The sequence below is a fragment of the Gardnerella sp. KA01002 genome (assembly GCF_049244015.1).
Lineage (GTDB): Bacteria > Actinomycetota > Actinomycetes > Actinomycetales > Bifidobacteriaceae > Bifidobacterium > Bifidobacterium vaginale.
The window spans coordinates 1,353,322-1,373,765 of record NZ_CP058365.1 but is presented as its reverse complement, the minus strand read 5'-3'; the positions used below and the strand labels follow the sequence as shown (position 1 = coordinate 1,373,765).

At 37.0% G+C, this 20,444-nt stretch carries 14 protein-coding genes; 12 read left to right on the top strand and 2 right to left on the bottom strand.

Annotated features, from left to right (window positions below; genetic code table 11):
* Nucleotides 1-20 precede the first annotated feature (20 nt).
* From HXT60_RS05225 to mmsB, 9 genes are all read left to right on the top strand, one after another.
* Entirely contained in the window at nt 21-1,364 is a 1,344-nt protein-coding gene (locus HXT60_RS05225) for an ABC transporter substrate-binding protein (RefSeq protein ID WP_020760479.1), read from the top strand.
* A 133-nt stretch (nt 1,365-1,497) separates the two neighbouring features.
* Nucleotides 1,498-2,385, top strand: coding sequence for a carbohydrate ABC transporter permease (locus HXT60_RS05220; protein WP_421790959.1), 888 nt, complete (start codon nt 1,498-1,500; stop codon nt 2,383-2,385).
* Between the two features lie 128 nt (nt 2,386-2,513).
* On the top strand, nt 2,514-3,287 hold the full coding sequence (locus HXT60_RS05215) for a carbohydrate ABC transporter permease (RefSeq protein ID WP_020760477.1): 774 nt from the start codon (nt 2,514-2,516) through the stop codon (nt 3,285-3,287).
* An 84-nt stretch (nt 3,288-3,371) separates the two neighbouring features.
* Nucleotides 3,372-4,421: a LacI family DNA-binding transcriptional regulator gene (locus tag HXT60_RS05210; RefSeq protein ID WP_004116267.1), complete on the top strand. Its 1,050-nt coding sequence runs from the start codon at nt 3,372-3,374 to the stop codon at nt 4,419-4,421.
* A 163-nt stretch (nt 4,422-4,584) separates the two neighbouring features.
* Nucleotides 4,585-6,591, top strand: a complete 2,007-nt coding sequence (locus HXT60_RS05205) for a glycoside hydrolase family 36 protein (RefSeq protein ID WP_421790957.1) — start codon at nt 4,585-4,587, stop codon at nt 6,589-6,591.
* A 685-nt stretch (nt 6,592-7,276) separates the two neighbouring features.
* Nucleotides 7,277-8,626, top strand: a complete 1,350-nt coding sequence (gene xylA, locus HXT60_RS05200; protein ID WP_004116263.1) for a xylose isomerase — start codon at nt 7,277-7,279, stop codon at nt 8,624-8,626.
* A gap of 220 nt (nt 8,627-8,846) precedes the next feature.
* A complete protein-coding gene (locus HXT60_RS05195) occupies nt 8,847-9,959 on the top strand; it encodes a sugar-binding protein (RefSeq protein ID WP_004138575.1) in 1,113 nt (370 codons plus the stop codon).
* A gap of 131 nt (nt 9,960-10,090) precedes the next feature.
* Nucleotides 10,091-11,635, top strand: coding sequence for a sugar ABC transporter ATP-binding protein (locus tag HXT60_RS05190; RefSeq protein WP_032834003.1), 1,545 nt, complete (start codon nt 10,091-10,093; stop codon nt 11,633-11,635).
* Between the two features lie 66 nt (nt 11,636-11,701).
* Entirely contained in the window at nt 11,702-12,931 is a 1,230-nt protein-coding gene (gene mmsB, locus HXT60_RS05185; RefSeq protein WP_004116257.1) for a multiple monosaccharide ABC transporter permease, read from the top strand.
* A 207-nt stretch (nt 12,932-13,138) separates the two neighbouring features.
* On the opposite strand, the gene HXT60_RS05180 is transcribed toward mmsB, so the two are convergent.
* Nucleotides 13,139-14,647 (bottom strand): xylulokinase, encoded by a 1,509-nt coding sequence (locus tag HXT60_RS05180; RefSeq protein WP_174190794.1) that lies wholly within the window; start codon nt 14,645-14,647, stop codon nt 13,139-13,141.
* 235 nt (nt 14,648-14,882) lie between these two features.
* Here HXT60_RS05180 and HXT60_RS05175 point away from each other — a divergent pair, with 235 nt between their 5' ends.
* The 3 genes from HXT60_RS05175 (at nt 14,883) to HXT60_RS05165 (ending at nt 18,926) form a co-directional block, all read left to right on the top strand.
* Nucleotides 14,883-16,118, top strand: a complete 1,236-nt coding sequence (locus tag HXT60_RS05175) for an ROK family transcriptional regulator (protein WP_174190795.1) — start codon at nt 14,883-14,885, stop codon at nt 16,116-16,118.
* A 493-nt stretch (nt 16,119-16,611) separates the two neighbouring features.
* Complete coding sequence (locus HXT60_RS05170; protein WP_421790954.1) at nt 16,612-17,901, top strand: hypothetical protein; 1,290 nt, start codon at nt 16,612-16,614, stop codon at nt 17,899-17,901.
* 170 nt (nt 17,902-18,071) lie between these two features.
* Nucleotides 18,072-18,926 carry a hypothetical protein gene (locus HXT60_RS05165; RefSeq protein WP_421790952.1) on the top strand — a complete coding sequence of 285 codons (855 nt, stop codon included), beginning with the start codon at nt 18,072-18,074 and terminating at the stop codon, nt 18,924-18,926.
* A 310-nt stretch (nt 18,927-19,236) separates the two neighbouring features.
* Here the strand turns inward: HXT60_RS05165 and HXT60_RS05160 are convergent, their stop codons facing one another.
* Nucleotides 19,237-20,223 (bottom strand): LacI family DNA-binding transcriptional regulator, encoded by a 987-nt coding sequence (locus tag HXT60_RS05160; protein WP_009994299.1) that lies wholly within the window; start codon nt 20,221-20,223, stop codon nt 19,237-19,239.
* Between the last annotated feature and the right edge of the window lie 221 nt (nt 20,224-20,444).

The following is a 20,444-nucleotide window of genomic DNA, read 5'->3' as shown; positions in this document are numbered from 1 at the left end:
AAGGTTCAAAGGAGAATTCAATGAAAAGGCAAACTATTCTACAGCTGGCATTAGTTGGTGTACTCAGTCTAGGATTGACTTTGTCGGGATGTGGTAATCCTGCTGCTATGAGTAATAATTCTGATGAGTCTACAACTTCTGCAAATTATTGGCCGAATGCAAATAGGAAATTATCAGGAGTTAAGCTGACTTTTTGGGTTGGTCAATCTGATAATAAAGTACCTGTGCGTGTTATAAAAGATTTTGAACATGCTACTGGCGCAAAAGTTGATTTACAAACAATTCCAGACACTTATGAAAATAATGTACAAACAAAGATTACTACTGGAGATATGCCAGATTTAGCAACTTGGGAACCTACAAATTCCATGCTTGCTGGGTTTGTTAGTACAGGAAAATTACAGAAGTTGGATCACGCTCCATGGGTTAAAAATTATGCGTCTGGTATTTCTGATTTAGGAAAAACAAAGGGTCATCGATATGCAGCTTTAATATCCCCGGTTAATGTTATGGGCGTTTGGTACAACAAGAAAGTATTTGAAAAAGCTGGTATTACTGATCTTCCTAAAGGATGGGATGGGCTGCTCGAGGCTGCTAAGAAAATACAAAAGACGCATGCAGCACAGTCTCCATTCTTCGAAATGGGTGGTTCTCAATGGGGTACTCAGTGGGGTGTTCAGGTTCAACTTGCAGAATCGGCTCGTGCTGGACTTTGGGATCGTGTAAATAGCGGCAAAGAGAAGTTTACAGACAAAATCATTATGACTGCTATAAAGAATTATAAGAAGTTATTTGATGATGGATTGTTTAATAATGATGCTGGTTCTGCAACGCTTAATGATCAAGCTGCAGCATTATTTGAAGGCAAAGCAGGTATGATTTTTGGTAATAACGCTCAATTTAATATTGCTGCTGCATTAGCCAATAATGATAAGAAAGTTATAGATGATACTTTAGGGTTCTTGCCGATTTCTGCTTCTGGTAATATTTCGTCGTTGTCTCCTGGAGCTTCAAGCGCAGTAGTAGCTTTCAAGACTGGTGATGCGCAACGTGAATCTGCTGCACGACAATTCTTGAATTTCTGGATGTCTGTTGGTTATAAGAATTTTGTTAATGATCGTAACCTTGTTTCCGCTCTTAAGACTGTTGCATCTCCATCAACTGTTCCTCAAGCTTTGATTGATGCTGCTAATTCTATTGGTCATAGTGCTCCATCTATGCAGTCAGCTGCTATTGCTAATCCAGATCTTTATTTGAATCTCGCTAACATGATAAATGGAACTGTGAATCCAGAACAAGTAGCTAAAGCAACGCAAGATCAGTTTGCCCAGATTGCAAAAGCCCAGGGTGCAAAAGGATTCTAACAGAGTTTTGATTCTTAAAAATATTCATTAATGAGGTGATTAAGAGATTTATTTTTTAAATCTCTTAATCACCTATAGCGGGTATTGAATTATATTCATCTGTCTGCGTGAAGTTATTTGAAAGGTATTTATTATGGGTGCTCATAGTAGTTTAATGAGAAAAAATTACCCCTTAGCTTTTTTGATTCCTGCAGGTGTTATGCTGACAGTTTTCTTTATTGCTCCAACAATTATGAATTTTGTTTATGCATTTACTGATTGGTCTGCTTTTAAAAATACGATTAATTTTAATGGTTTTGATAATTTTCTTTCATTATTCCAAAACGGAATCTTAATGAAAGATATACAAATAACATTGTTTTATGCCATATGTATTGCTATTTTTCAAAATGTATTTGGATTATTCTTGGCTGTTTTGTTAGAAAAGGATACTCTGTTAAATAGATTAGCAAGAATAATGTTTTTTATCCCTGTAATTATGTCTGCATTAGCTGTTGGATATATTTGGCAGGCAGTTTTAAAAAATTCAGGTGCGCTAGATCAGATTCTCTCAGGTATATTTGGTCATAGTATAACTACTGGATTATTGGCTAATACCCATACTGCAATCATTACAATTGCGTTCGTTCAAGGATGGAAGTGGATGGGTTTGTCAATGCTTATATTCCTTGCAGGATTAAAAACTATTGATTCAGATGTTCTTGAAGCTGCTTATATTGATGGTGCAAGTAGCGGTCAGATTTTCTGGAAAATTAAATTCCCTCTGTTAGCTCCCGCATTCACGTTTAATGTTGCGACAAGTTTACTTGGTTCATTAAATGGATTCGATATGGTGCAGGCTATGACAAAGGGTGGACCTGGTGGTTCTACAGAAATTCTTAACATCTTTATTTGGCGTACATTTGGGCAAGGATTATATGCTCAATCGACAACAATGAGTATGATTCTTTTCATTTTAGTAGCACTTATTGCTTTACCTGTTATATATATTCTACGCCGTAGGGAAAGGAATATTTTCTGATGTTAATGCGTTTGTTAAATTTATGTTTTCGCAATCGGACGATTGTAAATTCCAATAGTTCTGTTAGATTATCAAAGATTAATCGCGTTGCTCGACGTGTAGTTCATGATATTTTTGTAATTTTTATCATGATTATATTTCTTGCAATTCCATTTTGGCTGTTGATAATTACCGCTGGTAAAACACAGAGTGAAGCACTGAAACTTAGTATGTCTGTTCCTAAACAATGGCATTTGCTTGAAAATTTTTTGACTGTTATACGTGATGGGAAAATGTTAGCTGCATTTTTTGGATCTATAATTGTTACATTGCCATCTGTGTTTATTGCTATATTTGTCGGGTCAATGGCTTCGTGGGTTTTAGCAAGACGTGCAACTAAGCCTGTTGCAGCTTTGTATGTTGTAGGTATATCTGGGCTAATATTGCCTCCTGCCGTAGTTACAGTAATGATGCTGTTGAAAATGATTGGTCTTTCTGGAACTGCAGTAGGAATGATTTGCGTTTATGTTGGTATTTATTTGTCTACAGTTATATTCTTTGTAACTGGATTTATTCGTACTATACCTACGGCTTTAGAAGAATCGATGAGGGTAGATGGTGCTTCGCCTATTAGAATATTCTTCATGCTAATTCTTCCGCTTCTTGCACCAACAATTGCTACTGCAACCATTCTTCTTATACTCTATATATGGAATGACGTTTTTTACGCTCTATTTATACTTTCTGGAAAGATGAGTACATTGCCTCTTAATTTGTATAATGTTGCTAGCGCTGGATTGTATCTTAATAATTGGCATTTGATTTTTGCGTATATAGTTCTTATGAGTCTGCCATTGCTTATAGTTTTTGGTATAGCACAGCGAAAGATAATCAGTGGTATTACTGGAGGTGCAGTAAAGTAGTAGCTGCTATTTGTGGTTGCATTGGTTGTTAGATTTAATTAGTAGTTTTAATATTAAATTGTGGTTTTGATGGGAGATTATATTGTGACAAAGAGGTCGAACAATAATAATAAACCGCCATCTATTAGTGATGTGGCTAAGCTTGCTGAAGTATCTACATCGTCTGTATCTAGGTATCTTAATCATTCTGAGAGTTTAACGCCAGCTAAGAGGGAAAGTATTGCTAATGCTATTAAATTACTTGATTATCATCCTTCATTGCTGGCGCAAGGTTTAGCTTCAAAACGATCTAATGTAATAACATTTTTCGCTGGTCAAGATTTACTATATGGCGTTGTTGGTTGCATAAAAGGCGTTGAAAGAATAGCTTCGCAATCAGGAGTTGTGGTTAACGTTATTTTGTTTGATGAGCATCAATCTCCTTATACTCTTAAGCAATGTATTAAGTCAGCATTAAGTACTAATCCATTGGGAATAATAATTGATCAACCTCGATATGGAATAGCGTGTGATGAAATTATTAGAAATGCGCAGAAAGATTTACCAATTGTTCTTATTGGTGGGAATAGACGTAAGGGACAGTATCAATTGTTCACTCACGATGATCAGGGTGGATATGCGATAACAAAATATTTGTTATCTCTCGGATCGGATACTGTCTATTATGTTGCGCCTCCAGAAGAAGATGAAGAGCAAACTAGGCAATCTGGTTGGAAAAAAGCCTTAGAGGAAGCTGGAGCAGTAATACCAAATCCATATAAAACCTCGTGGGATCCATTAGATGCTGAAAAAATTGGTGTATCTCTTGGTAGGCGCAATGATGTAACTGCTATTTTTGCTGGTAATGATGAAATTGCTTTAGGAGTTATGCGTGGTTTATATTCAGTTGGTAAACATGTTCCTGAAGATATAAATGTTATTGGATTTGACGATAACCCAATTGCTAGATTATCTGTTCCAGCATTAACGACATGGCACCAAGATTTTGAACTTTTTGGAGCTTATGCTGCTCAGATAATTCTAGATCAGTCAAATGGTAAAGCAGTAATAGATAAAGATGAGCCACATTTTATAGGTCATAATACAGAGCAATTAGTTATTCGTGAATCTACTCGTTATCGTAAAAATGGATAGTTTATATGGCTTTTGTGTTGCTAGTGGTTAATCAGGTGAAAGAATAAATATGATGTTGAAAACTAAAATTTTTACAAATAATGGGATATCGGTTATTTATCGAAATATAGGTTGCGATAACGTTGATTTTATATTGGTTCCAGAGAAATTTGCCGATAAAGCAATGCGTGATGATTGCAAGCCAGAACCATTAGTACAAGCGAAAATTGTTGGTGATTCTTATCCAGATGGTTTCGCGCAAGGCAGAACAATGAGAAATTCATCTACGGTGCAGGGTATGCATTTCGTTTCTCAGAATTGCGTTATGAGAGGCAAATCTTCGTTTATTACTACAGTATTAGAAGACAGTAGACATGTACAGTATATTCATAATTTGCAATTTGGAGCTTGTTCGTCAACTGTAGAAATCACTACAGAAGTAAAAAATTGTGGAAATAAACCCGTTACGTTAGAGATGTTGTCGAGTTTTACTTTAGGTTCTCTATCGCCATTATTGACAGGTCTTGCAGCAGAAAGCATGAGAATACACAGACTTCATAGTACTTGGAGTGCAGAGGGACGTTTAATCACAGAAAGACCAGAAGATCTTCAGCTAGAGCCTGATTGGCAACAACATAGTGCAAATTCTTTACGGTTTGGAAGTGTAGGGTCTTTCCCTGTGAGAGAGTGGGCTCCTTTTATTGCAATAGAAGATATTGTAAATAATGTTACATGGGCTGTATCAACAACTCATGCTTCTAGCTGGCAGATGGAAATATATAGGCGCGATAATGGTCTTTCTATATCTGGAGGTATTGCAGATCGTGAGTTTGGTCATTGGATGCATACAATTAACCCTGGGGAATCTTTTACTGCTCCTTCTGCTATCGCAACTGTAGTACAAGGTGGAGTTGACTTAGCATCTCAATGTTTATTGGAACATACTCGTGAGAATTTATCTCTGCCGAAAAATGAGAAGGCATATCTTCCTATAATTTTTAATGAATATTGCTCAACATGGGGATTGCCTACTGAGAAAAGTGTTCTTTCGCAATCTAAAATAATAAGTAAGCATGATATTGACTATGTTGTTATTGATGCTGGTTGGTTTGATCATGAGTCGTTTGATACTGCAATAAGGTTCGGAAAATGGTGTGTTGATAAGCAATCTTTTCCTCACGGTATGAAATATGTTGTAGAAAGGCTTCATAACTTAGGTTTAAAAGTTGGAATATGGTTTGAATTTGAAGCAGTGGGAGAAGATGAAGAATCCTTATTCAATCGTACGCAATGGCTGCTTAAAAGGGATGGTGTTCCTATAACGTCAGGGCAACGTCGTTTTTGGGATATGAGAAATAAAAATGTAAGAGAATACTTACGTGTGCGAGTAATTAATTTCTTGAAAGAAAATAAAATTGATTACCTTAAAGTGGATTACAATGACTCTATAGGCATAGGTTGTGAAACCTTAGATTGCGATTATAGGTGTGATTGTAACTCTCTTGGTGATGGTCTTTACTCGCATATTCAAGCTACTATGTCTTTCTTTGATGAAATACGAAAATCTTTACCTAATCTTGTTATTGAAATATGTTCAGCTGGTGGTCATAGATTAGTTCAATCTTTTATGCAAATTGCTTCAATGGCTAGCTTCTCTGATGCGCATGAATGTATTGAATCTCCTATCATTGCAGCCAATATGCATAGGATGATTTTGCCGAGACAATCGCAAATTTGGGCAGTGATGAGGGAAAATCTTGATGAGAATGCTGTCATTTATAGGCTTTGTACGGGTTTTCTAGGTAGATTGTGCCTATCTGGGGATGTTGAAAGTTTATCTGATTGGCAATGGAGGTTAATAGATAAGGCTATAGGTCTGTATCAAAAAATTAATAAAACAATTGATTGCGGTATAAGCAGTTGGATTGGTAGTGGAATAGTCAGCTATCGTAGTCCTAAAGGTTGGCAAGCAATCATAAGGAAACCTATGGATTGTAATAATCCTCTATTTGTTGTGCTGCATACTTTTGCTAAATCACCTTGTAAAGTTATATTGCCTATTCCGCATCAATTTGTGAATAAAAATATAGAAACTTTTATGTCAGAAAGTATGAAAATATCGTTCGATGGCGATAGCTTGTGTATAAGTAATCTTCATGATTTTGAAGCGGCTGTTATTGTTTTTGACTAAAATGAGAAAATTTTGCAGGGGTTAATGTAGCGTTTAAAAATTGATATGTTTTTGATAATTCGGAATTAAGGGTTTATATATGTGACTTATTGATTCATTGTCATCGCGGCTACGAGTGATTTATGGTGGACAGTATAAGCGGCAAACCAAAATTCTCGTAGCTTTCTCCTATAGGGCGGCATGAAGTTTGTGTTTTACATGAGCTCCATGCCGCTTTGCTTGTATTTGTGCATGTTTTGTGTTGAATCTGGTGTAAAGCGTGGTCATGTTGCTCGCGCGGTTTAAGAACGAAGTCGTAGATTCGCCCGTGTTTGTTCCCAAAATCACCAAATACGTAAACAAACACGGGCAAAAAGAAACGAACACGGGCAAGTATTCCCGCATTTGTTTCTATATTTGCTAAAAAAGGGAACAAACGCGGGTTTATGTTCTTATGTTTTGACCTTTTGATCATATTGTTGTGTATTTGGTATCGTATAATTCATTGATTTTGTGTGCAATTTACATTTGTGAGTTATCGGTCCATTGGCGTGTGTTGCTTGCTGATTTAATTAAGCTATTTTTCTAGTCTCAAGTAAATTTGTAAGAAACGCCGAAATAGTAAAATCATTTGACAAACTTAGGTTAATCATTTTACTATATTGATATCGGCATGAAGTCGTGCTGGTTTGAGCAAAGGAGCAATATGAGTTTATGGAATATTGATAAGATCGAATATGTAGGTAGAGCGCAAGGTCCAAAGGAGGGTCTAGCTTTTCACTACTACGATGCGGATAGAGTTGTAGCTGGAAAAAAGATGAAAGATTGGTTGCGCTTTGCTGTTGCATGGTGGCATACTTTCGACCAAACTCTTGTTGATCCATTTGGAACTGGTACGGCTCATAGACCGTATTATGGCAAATATAGTGATCCTATGGATGAGGCTTTAGCTAAAGTCGATTATGCATTTGAGCTTTTCCAGAAATTGTCTGTGGGATATTTCTGCTTCCATGACCGCGACATAGCTCCAGAAGGCGATACTCTTCGTGAAACAAATCGCAATCTCGATCGTGTAGTTGATAAAATTGAAGAGAACATGAAGTCAACAGGTATTAAATTGCTATGGAATACCTCATCTCTGTTTACAAATCCTAGATTTGTGTCTGGCGCTTCAACATCTCCATTTGCAGATATTTATGCATACTCTGCAGGTCAGCTAAAGCATAGTTTAGAGATTGGCAAACGCTTAGGTGCTGAAAATTATGTATTCTGGGGTGGTCGTGAAGGATACGAAAACCTGTGGAATACACAAATGAAGCGCGAACAAGAACATATGGCAAAATTCTTCCACATGTGCCATGATTATGCGCAGGAAATTGGTTTTGATGCGCAATTCTTGATTGAGCCAAAGGCTAAAGAGCCTACGATGCATCAGTATGATTTTGATGCTTCGACTGCAATCGCATTCTTGAGAACATATGATTTGATGGATGTATTTAAGCTGAATCTCGAAGGTAATCATGCTAATTTAGCTGGTCATACTTATCAACATGAGATTCGTACTGCTAGAGAAGCAGGTGTTCTTGGATCTTTGGATGCAAACCAAGGCGACAAGCTTATTGGGTGGGATATGGATGAATTCCCAACTGATCTTTATGAAACTTCAACTGTAATGTGGGAAGTTTTGCAAGAAGGGTCGATTGGTCCTCATGGTGGTCTTAATTTTGATGCTAAGCCACGTCGTACGTCTTTTGATGCTGAGGATTTGTTCCGTTCTCATATTGCTGGTATGGATTCATTTGCAGCAGGCTTATTGGTCGCTGCAAAAATGCATGAAGATAAATTCATTGAGAATTTACAGGCAGATCGGTACTCTTCATACGATTCTGGTATTGGATTAACTGTAGAAAATGGCACAGCCAGCTTGTCATCTCTTGAAGAATATGCTTTGGATATTCCTCAAGAAAAGTTGATCGCTGCAACTAAATCTGATCATCTTGAATCAGTGAAGGCAACGATTAACAATTACATTATTGATGCTCTAAGAGAAGGGTGATTCAAACTGTATCTAGTATAACTGAGTAAAAGTGTGAATATTTAATAACAAAATATTTGTTAGAGTTATTGCGTCATTCTCTTCCTTCCTCCTAACTTGGCGTGTCGCTCTGATTTTTCGGGGTGACACGCTTGGTTGTATGTAAGTATTTGAAAAAGATATTTTACAATTTGTCGTTATTTACTAAATAATATTCCGTTCAAAGCCGAAAGGGATAATGATGAAAAAGTGGAAAAAGATCATTGGTATCGCTGGTGCGTTGGCTATGTTGTTGCCATTTGCTGCTTGTGGAGCTCCTTCTACGCGTGGTGGTGCTAGTGGGGCTGTTAATAAGAGTGGAAAGATTAGTGTTGGAATTTCTATGCCAGAACAGCAATTGGAACGCTGGCAGATTGACGGCGAGAATCTTAAGAAAGAACTTGAGCATTTTGGCTATAAGGTCACCCTGCAATATGCTGATGGTAAAACTGATTTACAGTCTTCTCAAATTCAGAATATGGCAAATCAAGGTGCAAATTATGTAGTTATTGCATCAATCGATGGAACTGCTACTGGTGCTGCTGCTGAGCTTGCTGAGTCTAATGGTGCAAAAGTTATTGCCTATGATCGCTTGATTATGAACACCGATGCTGTTGACTATTATGCTACATTCTCTTTGACAGATGTCGGTCGCATGCAGGGAGAGTACATTGTAGACAAGCTTGGTCTTAAAGAAGGTAAAAAGGGACCATTTAATGTCGAATTGATGTCTGGATCTCCAACAGATAATAATGCTAGATATTATTATGAAGGTGCTTGGAAAGTGCTAGAGCCTTATTTTAAATCTGGTGTCTTGAAATCTAAGTCCGGCAAAGTTCCAAAGAGTCTTGATGATTGGAAGTCAATAGGTATTGACAATTGGGACAGGCAAAAGGGACAGGCTGAAATGGAAAACCGCATTAATTCCTTCTATAACGATGGTACGAAGTTAGATGCAGTTCTTGCTCCAAATGATGCTATTGCGTTGGGTACTGTTAACGCTGTTGAGTCTGCTGGATGGAATTATTTCCCAATTATTACTGGTCAAGATGCTGAAAAGGCTAATGTTGCTGCAATTGTTCAAGGCAAACAGACTATGACAGTGTATAAAGATACGCGTAAGCTCGCTAAGGCTACAGCAAAAATGATTAAAGATCTTGTTGATGGTAAGAAGCCAAATACAAAGGATGTCTTTAATAACGGTAATAAGGATGTTACTTCTATGCTTCTGTCACCAGTATCTGTAGATAAAACGAATGCCAAGAAAGAGCTTGTTGATTCTGGCTATATTTCGGCAGCTGATGCTGGTTTGTGATACTAGTCGAGCACTCGGCTGCTAATCAATTATGTAGCTGAGTGCATTTGATACTGGTTCAGTTACGACAATATCGTATTTCATTAAGAAAGGAAAAATCAGTGACTGACAAACAAGATGTCATCCTTGAAATGCGTCATATCGTGAAACGTTTTGGTTCGGTTACAGCGCTTGAAGACGTAACATTGAAAGTTCGACGTGGACAAATATTTTCAATATGTGGAGAGAATGGCGCTGGTAAATCGACGTTGATGAATGTTCTTTCTGGTGTATATCCTCATGGAACGTATGAGGGAGACATTATTTATGAAGGTAATGTTTGTAAATTTAAAACGATTCGTGATTCTGAGGCAAAAGGAATTGTTATCATTCATCAAGAGTTAGCTTTAGTTCCGTATATGAGTATTGCTGATAATATTTTCCTCAGCAATAGGATTAAAAAGGGAATTGCTATAGATGATACTGAACAATATCGTATTGCTCGCGAAGTTATGAAAACTGTTGGATTGGATGAAGATCCAAGTAATCTTATTGCTAACATTGGTGTTGGTAAACAACAGCTTGTTGAGATTGCAAAAGCTTTGACGAAAGATGTAAAGCTTTTAATTCTTGATGAACCTACTGCAGCCTTAAATGATGAGGATTCTGCAAATTTGCTTCATCTAATTGATCGTTTGCGTCGTGAGCGTGGTATTACGGCTATTATTATTTCCCATAAACTTAATGAAATAGCTTATATTGCTGATGCTGTACAAGTGATACGTGATGGTAAGACAATTACTCATATTGATGTTGATGATCAGCATCCATTGGATCAAGATGAGTTGATTCGCCATATGGTAGGTCGTCCTCTTACTAATAGGTATCCTGAGCATGTTGCAAAAATTGGTAATGAGGCTTTTCGAATAGAACATTGGAAAGTGCATCATCCGTTGGATGAAAAACGATTAGTTGCCAATGATGTTAGTTTCAATGTGCGTAAGGGTGAGATTGTTGGCTTAGCTGGATTGATTGGTGCAGGGCGAACTGAAACTGCGATGAGTGTTTTTGGTCGTCAATATGGCACTAATGCGTCTGGTAAATTGTACTTAGATGGCAAAGAGGTTAAATTCAATTCTGTTCGTTCTGCAATTGATCATGCTGTGGCATATGCTACAGAAAATCGTAAAGTTTATGGATTGAATTTATTAGCTTCTATTCGAGAAAATACGTCGTTAGCTAATTTAAAGTCAGTTAGTAATCTGGGTGTTATTGATAGACATAAGGAAGCGAAAGTTGCTGAAGAATATCGTCACGATTTTCGTATGAAGTGTAACACTATTGAAATGCCTGTTGGCAATCTTTCAGGCGGTAATCAGCAGAAGGTTGTATTGGCAAAATGGGTGGCAACTCAGCCTAAGCTTCTTATTCTTGATGAGCCTACTCGTGGCATTGATGTAGGCGCTAAGTATGACATTTATGAGATTATCGACAAGTTAGCGGATTCTGGTAGTGCGATAATTGTTATTTCTTCGGAATTGCCAGAATTGCTTGGTATATGTGATCGTATATACACGATGAGTCAAGGCAAAATTACAGCTTGTTTGAATGCTCATGAGACAAATCAAGAAGAATTAATGAAGTATATGACTTGTGATGTTCCATTGGAATATGAGAAGTCATTTACCGTTGAATAGTTCAATCTATCAGATTTTATTAGTAATTAAACTTCGCATCGTTGCGTAGCAAAGAAAGAGGATATTATGTTTGGATCAATATCTGCTTATTCAAAGAAGAAAAATACAGCTATTGGTGCTCCTGGATTAAAAGAGCTATTGCTGGGGAATGCTCGTTCTTACGGTATTTATCTTGCTCTCGTTGCTGTTATCATTATTTTCCAAGTGTTGACTGGAAATAGGTTGTTGTATCCAAATAATGTTGTTGCATTATTCCAACAAAATGCATATGTTATGATTACGGCAATCGGGATGCTTATGATTGTTGTTGCTACACATATTGATTTATCTGTTGGATCTGCTGTTGCATTCATTGGCGGCTTAGGTGCCTTTGCTATGAAGCATTGGGGAATGAATTGGATGCTTGCAATCGCTTTCATGCTTTTTATAGGTTTACTAATAGGTGCTTGGCATGGATTCTGGGTAGCGTATGTTGAAGTTCCTGCATTCGTAACCACTTTAGGTGGCATGTTGATCTTTAGAGGTTTGGCAACTGTTGTTGCAGGCGAGTCTATTCCATTACGTTCTCGCGAATTCAGAGCTATTGCAAAAGATTATCTTCCTAATATTTTTGGATTCTGGGGCGGATATGATGGATTAACTATAGTTGTAGGTGCTCTTGCCATTGTAGGTGTAATTGTTGTGCAACTGCGTAAGAGAGCGAAGTCGTTGAAGACTGGATTATTGATTGAGCCACTTTCGTTTACTATTACGAAAATTGTTGTATCTGTTGCAGCTATTGGTTTTATCACTTATTTATTGGCATCTTCTGGAAATTCTCAGCAAGGCGGTATTCCAATAGTATTGGTTATTATTGCGGTTCTCGTTGGAGTTTTTTGGTTCGTGTTGAATCGCATGATTTTTGGTCGTGATATTTATGCTGTTGGTGGAAATAGAAAAGCAGCTATTCTTTCTGGCATAAATACTAAATTGGTTGATTTCAAGATTTTCTTAACGATGGGTGTTCTTACAGCAATAGCGTCTGTTGTAACATTGTCTCGACTTGCATCTGCTACCGCTGCAACTGGGCAAGAATTTGAGATGGATGCTATTGCTGCATGCTTCATTGGTGGTGCTGCTGTTTCTGGTGGAACTGGTACGATTCCTGGCGCCATGGTTGGTGCATTAATTATGGGTGTTCTCAATCAGGGCTTGTCTATTATGGGTGCGGATGCCGCTATTGTCAAAACTATTAAAGGTTTGGTGGTTGTGGCTGCTGTTGCTTATGATTTGATTAGCAAGAAGCGCAAAAAGTAATTGTATTAATTAAAGTACTTAAGTAGTTTTAGTAATTATTGTAATTAAATTATTGTAATCAAAATTGTGCATGTATCGTAAGGTGCATGCACTTTTTATATTTTTAAATACACATGCATATATTAAAATGCTCTGTTATATTACATTGAACAATGTGCTATAACAGAGCATTTTCAAATAAATGTCATATTGGAATATTTATTTTATTTATTTTTCTAAGTTGCGGTAATGTAAATACTTTTTATATATTTCTTCGTTAGGTTCTCCAGACAAAGTTGTTTCTATTTCATTCTGCCAAATAGGTGGATACTCTTTACCTGAAAGGGTCCAAGCTGCTTGTTTTGCAGCACCGATAGCAACATATTCGTCGGTTTTTGGTAAAGTGACATCACTTCCTAATATAGATGGTGCTAATGCTCGTATTGCTGATGATTTTGCGCCACCTCCAATTAGTAGAATCTTTTTTACTGTGACTCCTAGTGATTTTATTAATTCCAAACAATCGCGCTGAGAGCATAACAATCCTTCTGTAAAAGCGCGCGCTATGTTAGAAGGTTTTGTGTTTGCTAATGTTAGCCCATATATACTAGCTGTAGAATTTGGTCTATCTGGAGTGCGTTCTCCGTCAAAATATGGTATAAGTGTAATTCCTTGTGCTCCTGGTATGCTTTGTGCTGATAGATTTGCGAATTGTTCGTAGTCGACGCTTAGCGCTTTGCATCCAGCGTCTATTATTCTCGAACCATTAATTGTGCATGCTAATGGAAGCCAGTGCCCAGTGCAGTCGGCAAAACCTGCAACTGCAGTAGTCATATCGTATATTGGTGTTTGACAAACGGCTGCGGCTACTCCTGATGTTCCTAGTGATATAGATACATCTCCAATTCCCATGTTTAAACCCAAAGCAGCCATAGCGTTATCTGCACCTCCGGGAGCTATTAAGCATCCTCCAGCTACATTTTTACCTGCTATTTCTGGATCTGCATATGCTCCTATTTCGTTAGGGTTTAAAACTTTAGGTAAAATTACATCGTCTCTACCGAATGCAAGTTTTATCAAATCTCGTCTGTAGTTATTAGTGGTTGGATCAAAGTATCCTGTTCCAGAAGCGTCTGAGCGATCCGTGAAAAGTTTATCAAGTCCAATAGTATCCCTATTAGAAGGATTAGAAGAGCTAGATGGACCATATCCTGCAATTCTCCAGCTTAGCCAATCGTGAGGTAAGCAAATAGCCGCTACTTTATTTGCTAGTTCAGGTTCATGATTGGCTACCCAAGCAATTTTTGTTACAGTGAATGACGCTACAGGGGATAATCCAACTGCACGAACCCAGTTACGCTTTCCTTCAAGGGTTTGGATTTGTTTATCAGTGTTTTTTTCTGATTTACCTTGTAGACTCTCGATTAACTGTGTAGCCTCTGGTGCTGAGCGAGTATCATTCCATAGTAGTGCATCTCTAACAATGTTTCCTTGCTTGTCTAGAAGTACCATACCATGTTGTTGACCTCCGACTGACAGTGCGCTGACGTCATCTAGTCCTCCGGCTTGTTCTTTTGCTTTTAGGAACGCTTCCCACCATCTATCTGGGTGTATGCTAGTTCCTTCTGGATGTTTTGCTTGTCCGAAACGTACTAATTTTCCTGTTTCGGCATCTGTAATTCGTATTTTTGTTGATTGAGTTGATGTGTCAATTCCAGCAACAAGTATTTGTTTCATAGTTACTCCTGTGTAGACTGTTATTCTTTTTGACATTTTTATTTTTTCTATTCATCTGAAGGCAATTGCGCAAACATTGCACTCGCTGATTTGCAATTAGTTAGATGAATGAACTAAGCTAAAGCTTAGCACGGTTTAGGAGAATTTTCTATTAGTATTGTGACCTATAGGTTGGTTACTTGTCCGTTAGATTTATGTGTTGTATTAGAATTTGTCAAGTAGCGAAAGAGGTAGTATGTCAGCTTTACGAAGTATAAATCAGGATGATTTGCGCAATCATAATTTGTCTGTTGTTTTAGACACTATTTTGCGTTCTGTAGAGCCTATGACTCGTGCAGAATTGGCTCGCGCAACTGGTTTAACCAAGGCTACAATATCTTTGCTTGTGCAAATACTTATATCTAGTAAGGTTCTTCATGAGGCAGATAGTGTTTCTGTGCATTATGGTCGTCCTGGTACGTCACTCGCTGTTAGCGTTGGAAGTTTTTGTGCTTTTGGATTACAAATAAATACTGATGGTTATGGTTTTGCTGCTGTTGATATAAATGGTGATGTTATTGACGAGCAATGGGTTGATTGCGATATGGAGCAGCTCACTGCTAATGAAGTTTTTGATAATCTAAATAATATTGTGCTTGATAGTGAAACAAAAGCTAGAGAATTAGGGTACATTATACTCGGCGGTGCATTAGCTTTGCCTGGTGTTGTGATTGATGGATCTATCTTGTTGGCGTCGCCGAATTTAGGATGGAAAAACCTTAATCTTGGACAATATGAGCTTGTTAAGAGACTTAATGTGTTTGCTGCAAATGAAGCTAATCTTGCGGCTATAGCGCAGATTCCTGGTTTTGCTACGCAGCGTAAAAACGATAGCATTATGAAGCCTTCAGATTCTTTTATATACATATCAACAGATATTGGTATTGGTGGTGCTGTTGTTAGAGATGGACATGTTGTTTATGGTGAAAATGGTTTTGCTGGAGAAATAGGTCATGTGTCTGTGTCTTTAGATGGTCCTGTTTGCAGGTGTGGAAGGCGTGGATGCTTAGAGGCGTTTGCTGGTAGGAGAGCATTGGTTGAAACTGCTCACATTGCTAGTGGGTGTGATGCAACAAAAATTGAAGCTGTAAATGTTTTACTTGAACGTTGGAAATCTGGTGATGAGATAGTTGTTAGCGCTGTCGATAAAGCAGTAGAAGCTTTAGTATCTGTAATTGGGTCTGCTGTGAATCTACTGGATATTAATACGGTTATTTTAGGTGGTATTTGGCAGCGATTTGGTGTTGGTCTTACGCAAAGAATTAGTAAAGAACTTACTTCTGAAGTATTATGCAGCGAAGCTGTAAATGTTAGAGTCTTAATGTCAGAAGTTGGTGGAAGGTCTGCATTGCTTGGAGCAGCACAAGTCGCGCTTCGAAGGTTTATTGATAAACCATTAGATTATATTGAGAAATCAAGCATTGACGAATGAAGTGAGAGTTTATAATTTTAACTTTTGTAATAATTATCTTGTTTTTATAGTAGTTTTCTTGTTTTTATCGTAATTTTGTTTGATTGTAGTTGTGTATATGAGTCTGAATAGATATTGTTGTGTAGTTTTTAATAGCAATAACTTTGGCAGTGTGTCATAGACGACACGCTAATTAAATGCAAACCTTAAAAAAACCTGAAAGAATCTTAAAAAAATTCTATATACGGCGTGTCTTGGATATTTTTCTGTTTTTAAATATGATTAATCGTAATTTTTACGCTTTATTGGTTATATTATTGTGATTTTTTAGAAAAAATTCAAAACAAGCCTGAATGTAAGCTGAATGTTTTGGTTGATTTTTGTTAAAGCATGTTGTATCTTTTGAATCAGCAACCAGTGAATCCCTAGTTCAACTGGTGCTACGCGGGAAACCGCATAAGGCAAATTCTTTTTCGTGTTCCTAGCACGGAGGAGAAGAAGAAAGGAAATTAAAATGATGAATAAGAAGGCTATCGCCGCTTTCGCTGCTGGCGCTACTTTGCTTGCCGGCTTCGCAATGGCAACTCCAGCAATGGCTGATGCTGATACTGATGCTAAGATTGCAGATCTTAAGACGTCTATTGCTCTTCTTGAGACAAAGATGAAGAATAACAATCTTAAGCCATCTGAGGATGTTCTGAACAATTATGATCAGGCTAAGGCTAAGTTTGAAGAGACTGATAAGGCTCTTACTGCTGCTTACGCTGCTTATGACGCTGGATTTAAGGCGTATAAAGCAAAGCAAGGCAATGAGAAAAAGTCGACTGACGACTTCGACAAAGATACAGAGAAGGCTTACGGAGCTGATAGTAAGCAGAGTGGTGATGATTTAAGTAAGGCACTTGAGGCTGCGAAGACTGCATATAACACGGCTAATACTGCATTTGATGAAGCCAAGGGAAAGTTAGCGGCATATAATTCTGGTTATACTCAGGATGTTGCTAATCTTAAGGCTTTGAAGGAAGAGCTTGCTAAACTTGTTGGTGGTAAGACTACAACTTCACAGCCAACTAAGCCAGGTGAAGCAAAGCATGTTCATGTGAAGGCTGCTGATAAGGCTAAGGCTGTTGAGGCTGTGAAGACTGCTAAGTTGCATCTTGATGATGCTTTTGCTGCTTATACTAAGGATTATGCTGAGTATGAGAAGGCTAAGGCTACTTTGGCTGGTAAGGTAGCTGCTCAGGAAGCTGCTGAGAAGGCTTTGAAGGCTGCTCAGGATGCTTTGGAAGCTTACAAGGTTTCTGCTAAGAATGATTCTGCTTTGGCTCAGCGTCTTGCTGATGCTGTAGATCGTGCTCAGGCTAAGGTTGATTTTGCTGTTGCTGAGACTGCTAAGGCTAATAAGGATTATGCTGAGGCTAAGGCTAAGGCTGTTGCTTCTACTGCTAAGTATAATGCTGCTTTGGCTGAGTACAAGGCTTGCTATAACGATGCGGTGACTTTCGGTGTTGAGGCTTCTAAGCTTCCTCCTGTTGTGACTTCTGATCCTTTGGCTCCTAATTTTGAGGATGTTCCAGGTGCTACTAAGGCTATGAAGGATGCTGCTAGTGGCAAGCTTGGTAAGGCTGCTCAGCAGGAGGCTGGTAAGGCTGCTGCTAAGGGTGAGCTTGCTGCTAAGGGTGCTAAGGGTCATGGTAAGTCTGGCGAGAAGCTTGGTAATGCTGGTGTTGGTGTTGCTTTGACTGCTTTGGCTGCTTCTATGCTTGCTGGTATGGGTGCTGCTGTTCGCAAGATGCGTCACTAAGCACTACCTACTTGGCTTTACTAAACTAAGAGCGTATGCTCCTGTAGTAGAGCTGAGTAAGTTGCAACTTCCAGTGGTTTGGTTTTACTAAGCCACTCGGGGGCTGGGTTCTCTCAGCCCCCATTTTCATATCTAAATAAATTACTCATTGAATCGAGGCGACGTTGCCTATGTCTAATAAAATCCCTGTGTGTGAGGATTGTTCTAATTTGCAGATTAAAGCTTATAAAGAATGTATGTGTAAAAAAATTCTAGACCTTATTGGTGCTTATATAGGATTCTTTTATATTATTCTAGTTGCTATACCATTATCAGCGATGTTTATTTTTAATACACAAAATAAACAATTTTCTTCTTTTTTATTTTGTTTTTGCTTTTTTCTCGGTGGTTTTAATATTTATGCGATTCATGATTATTCTTATTTCTCTATTGTTTATGTAAATTATTTTATTTTGATTTTTTATGTTGTAATTATTTTATTTTTCTTTATTTACTCCCACTACAAAATAAAAAAAGTTTGCTGTAAAGAAATTTATGATTATTTATATGATGATTTAAGAGATAATCGCATGTATATGTATGCTTCTACGACAATTATGTTTATGTCTATTACTGTTCATGATTTTATTTGTTATAGAAATTCTCTTATTCCTAATAATTTTATTGTTGTTAAAAATCTCGTTGTTAATGATGATTTTGTTATTTCCAACGATTTTGCTATTAATAAGTCAGTTGTAGATTCTAGGCAAATAGTGGCTGTAGCTATTCTTCTAATTTCTTGTTTTATTGGAGTTCGTATGAATATTTATAAAAATAAATCTTATTCAACAAAAATTGATTTGGATGATATGACTGTAACTGATAAATATTTAAAATCTGATGATAAAGATAAAGAAAGTGAACTTTTTATTAAAAAATCTATGCTAAAGTACTATAAAACAATGGAAACAAATTATCAGTTGTTATTATTGTTCTTTACATTTTTAACATCTGTATTTAGCTTAAAATCTTTTAACATTTTTTAATACGTAGCTAATTGTTTCGCATTAACAATGAATTGAATTAATCCTTTTTGGGACTCTAATGAAAGAATTATCTTACGCAAGTAAGTGGTTGTAGTGTGTGTCGTTATATTGGCGTGTGCTCTTATATTTGTTTATTTTTGCCCGCGTTTGTTATCATATTTGGCGATTTTGGGAACAAACGCGGGGAAGTGTTCTTGGTTTTGTAGTCGAATAAGCCGTTGTATATGAGCTTATTTCCAATATTTTCGTGGGTATCAATATGAATTACTGTTTTTACGAGAGCTTGTAACAAACGTATATTTCAGATGATCTAACTTTTTATTCTGCAAGTAGAATTTCTAATAGTTAACGTTAATGGTAATTGAATATGTTTTGTTTCTCCATTAAAACTTATTAATTCTAAAGTAGATTTAGCAATAGCTTCAAATGGTTGCTGCAATGTTGTTAAGCTAGGATGCGCCCATTTGCCAATATGAATTCCATCGCACCCTATTACAGATAAATCATCTGGTATCTTTAATCCATATCTTTCAGCTGCTCCAAGTAACCCTAGTGCTGAAATATCTGAGCTACAGAATATTGCGGTTGGTGGATCTGGGTTACTTACTATGTATGGGAATATACTTTCTCCAAATTCCTCAGTATATGGACCAGAAAATATTAAAGAATCATCGTATAATATTTTGCTATTTGATAAAGCAGATAAATAGCCATGTTTTCTGTCTGAGGTTGTGCTTAATCCATCTGGTCCTGACACGTAGGCTATTCTCTTATGCCCCAGGGAAAGTAAATAACAGACAGCTTGGTATGCTCCAGAGTAATTGTCAACAGTTACTGTTGATATATTAGATAATTTTTCATCATTCATTTGCTCATCTATTAGAACGGCATTCATTCCAGAAGGTATTACTTTACGCAAAGCTATATTATTGTTATTTAATCCAGCGTATATAAGTCCAATATACTTTTGCTCTTTAATTATGGATTCAACAATATTTCTTTCTTTTATTGGATTTCCTTGCGATATTTTAATATTTAATGTATATCCTAAACCATCTGCTGCCATGGATAGTTGTTGACATAGTTCACTATAAAATGGGTTATTTAATCCAGGAATAACAAGCGCCAGTGCTTTGTAAGTTGTCTTTGAGTTTATTTTAGTTGTGTATTTATAGAAATGTGCAGCCTCGTCAATTCTTTGTGCTGTAGAGTCTTCTACGTTTAACGTACCATGCAAATATCTCGATACGGTAGATGTAGATACATTTGCTCTTCTAGCCACTTGAACAATTGACATATAGACTCCATAAGTTTTATTGAAAAAGCAATAGTTTAATAAGTAATTTAATACTGTTAATGCTACTATTGCGCAAAAACTTTTACAATAGAAAAATTTGCGCAAAAATATTATAGTATTCTAGCAATGAAGCCCTTTTAGCCCATATTTTTAGCGTTTTTTGTGTTTGTTTTATTTGCGCAAAAGATTTATTATTTTTTATAAGAACATCCTTAATGTGT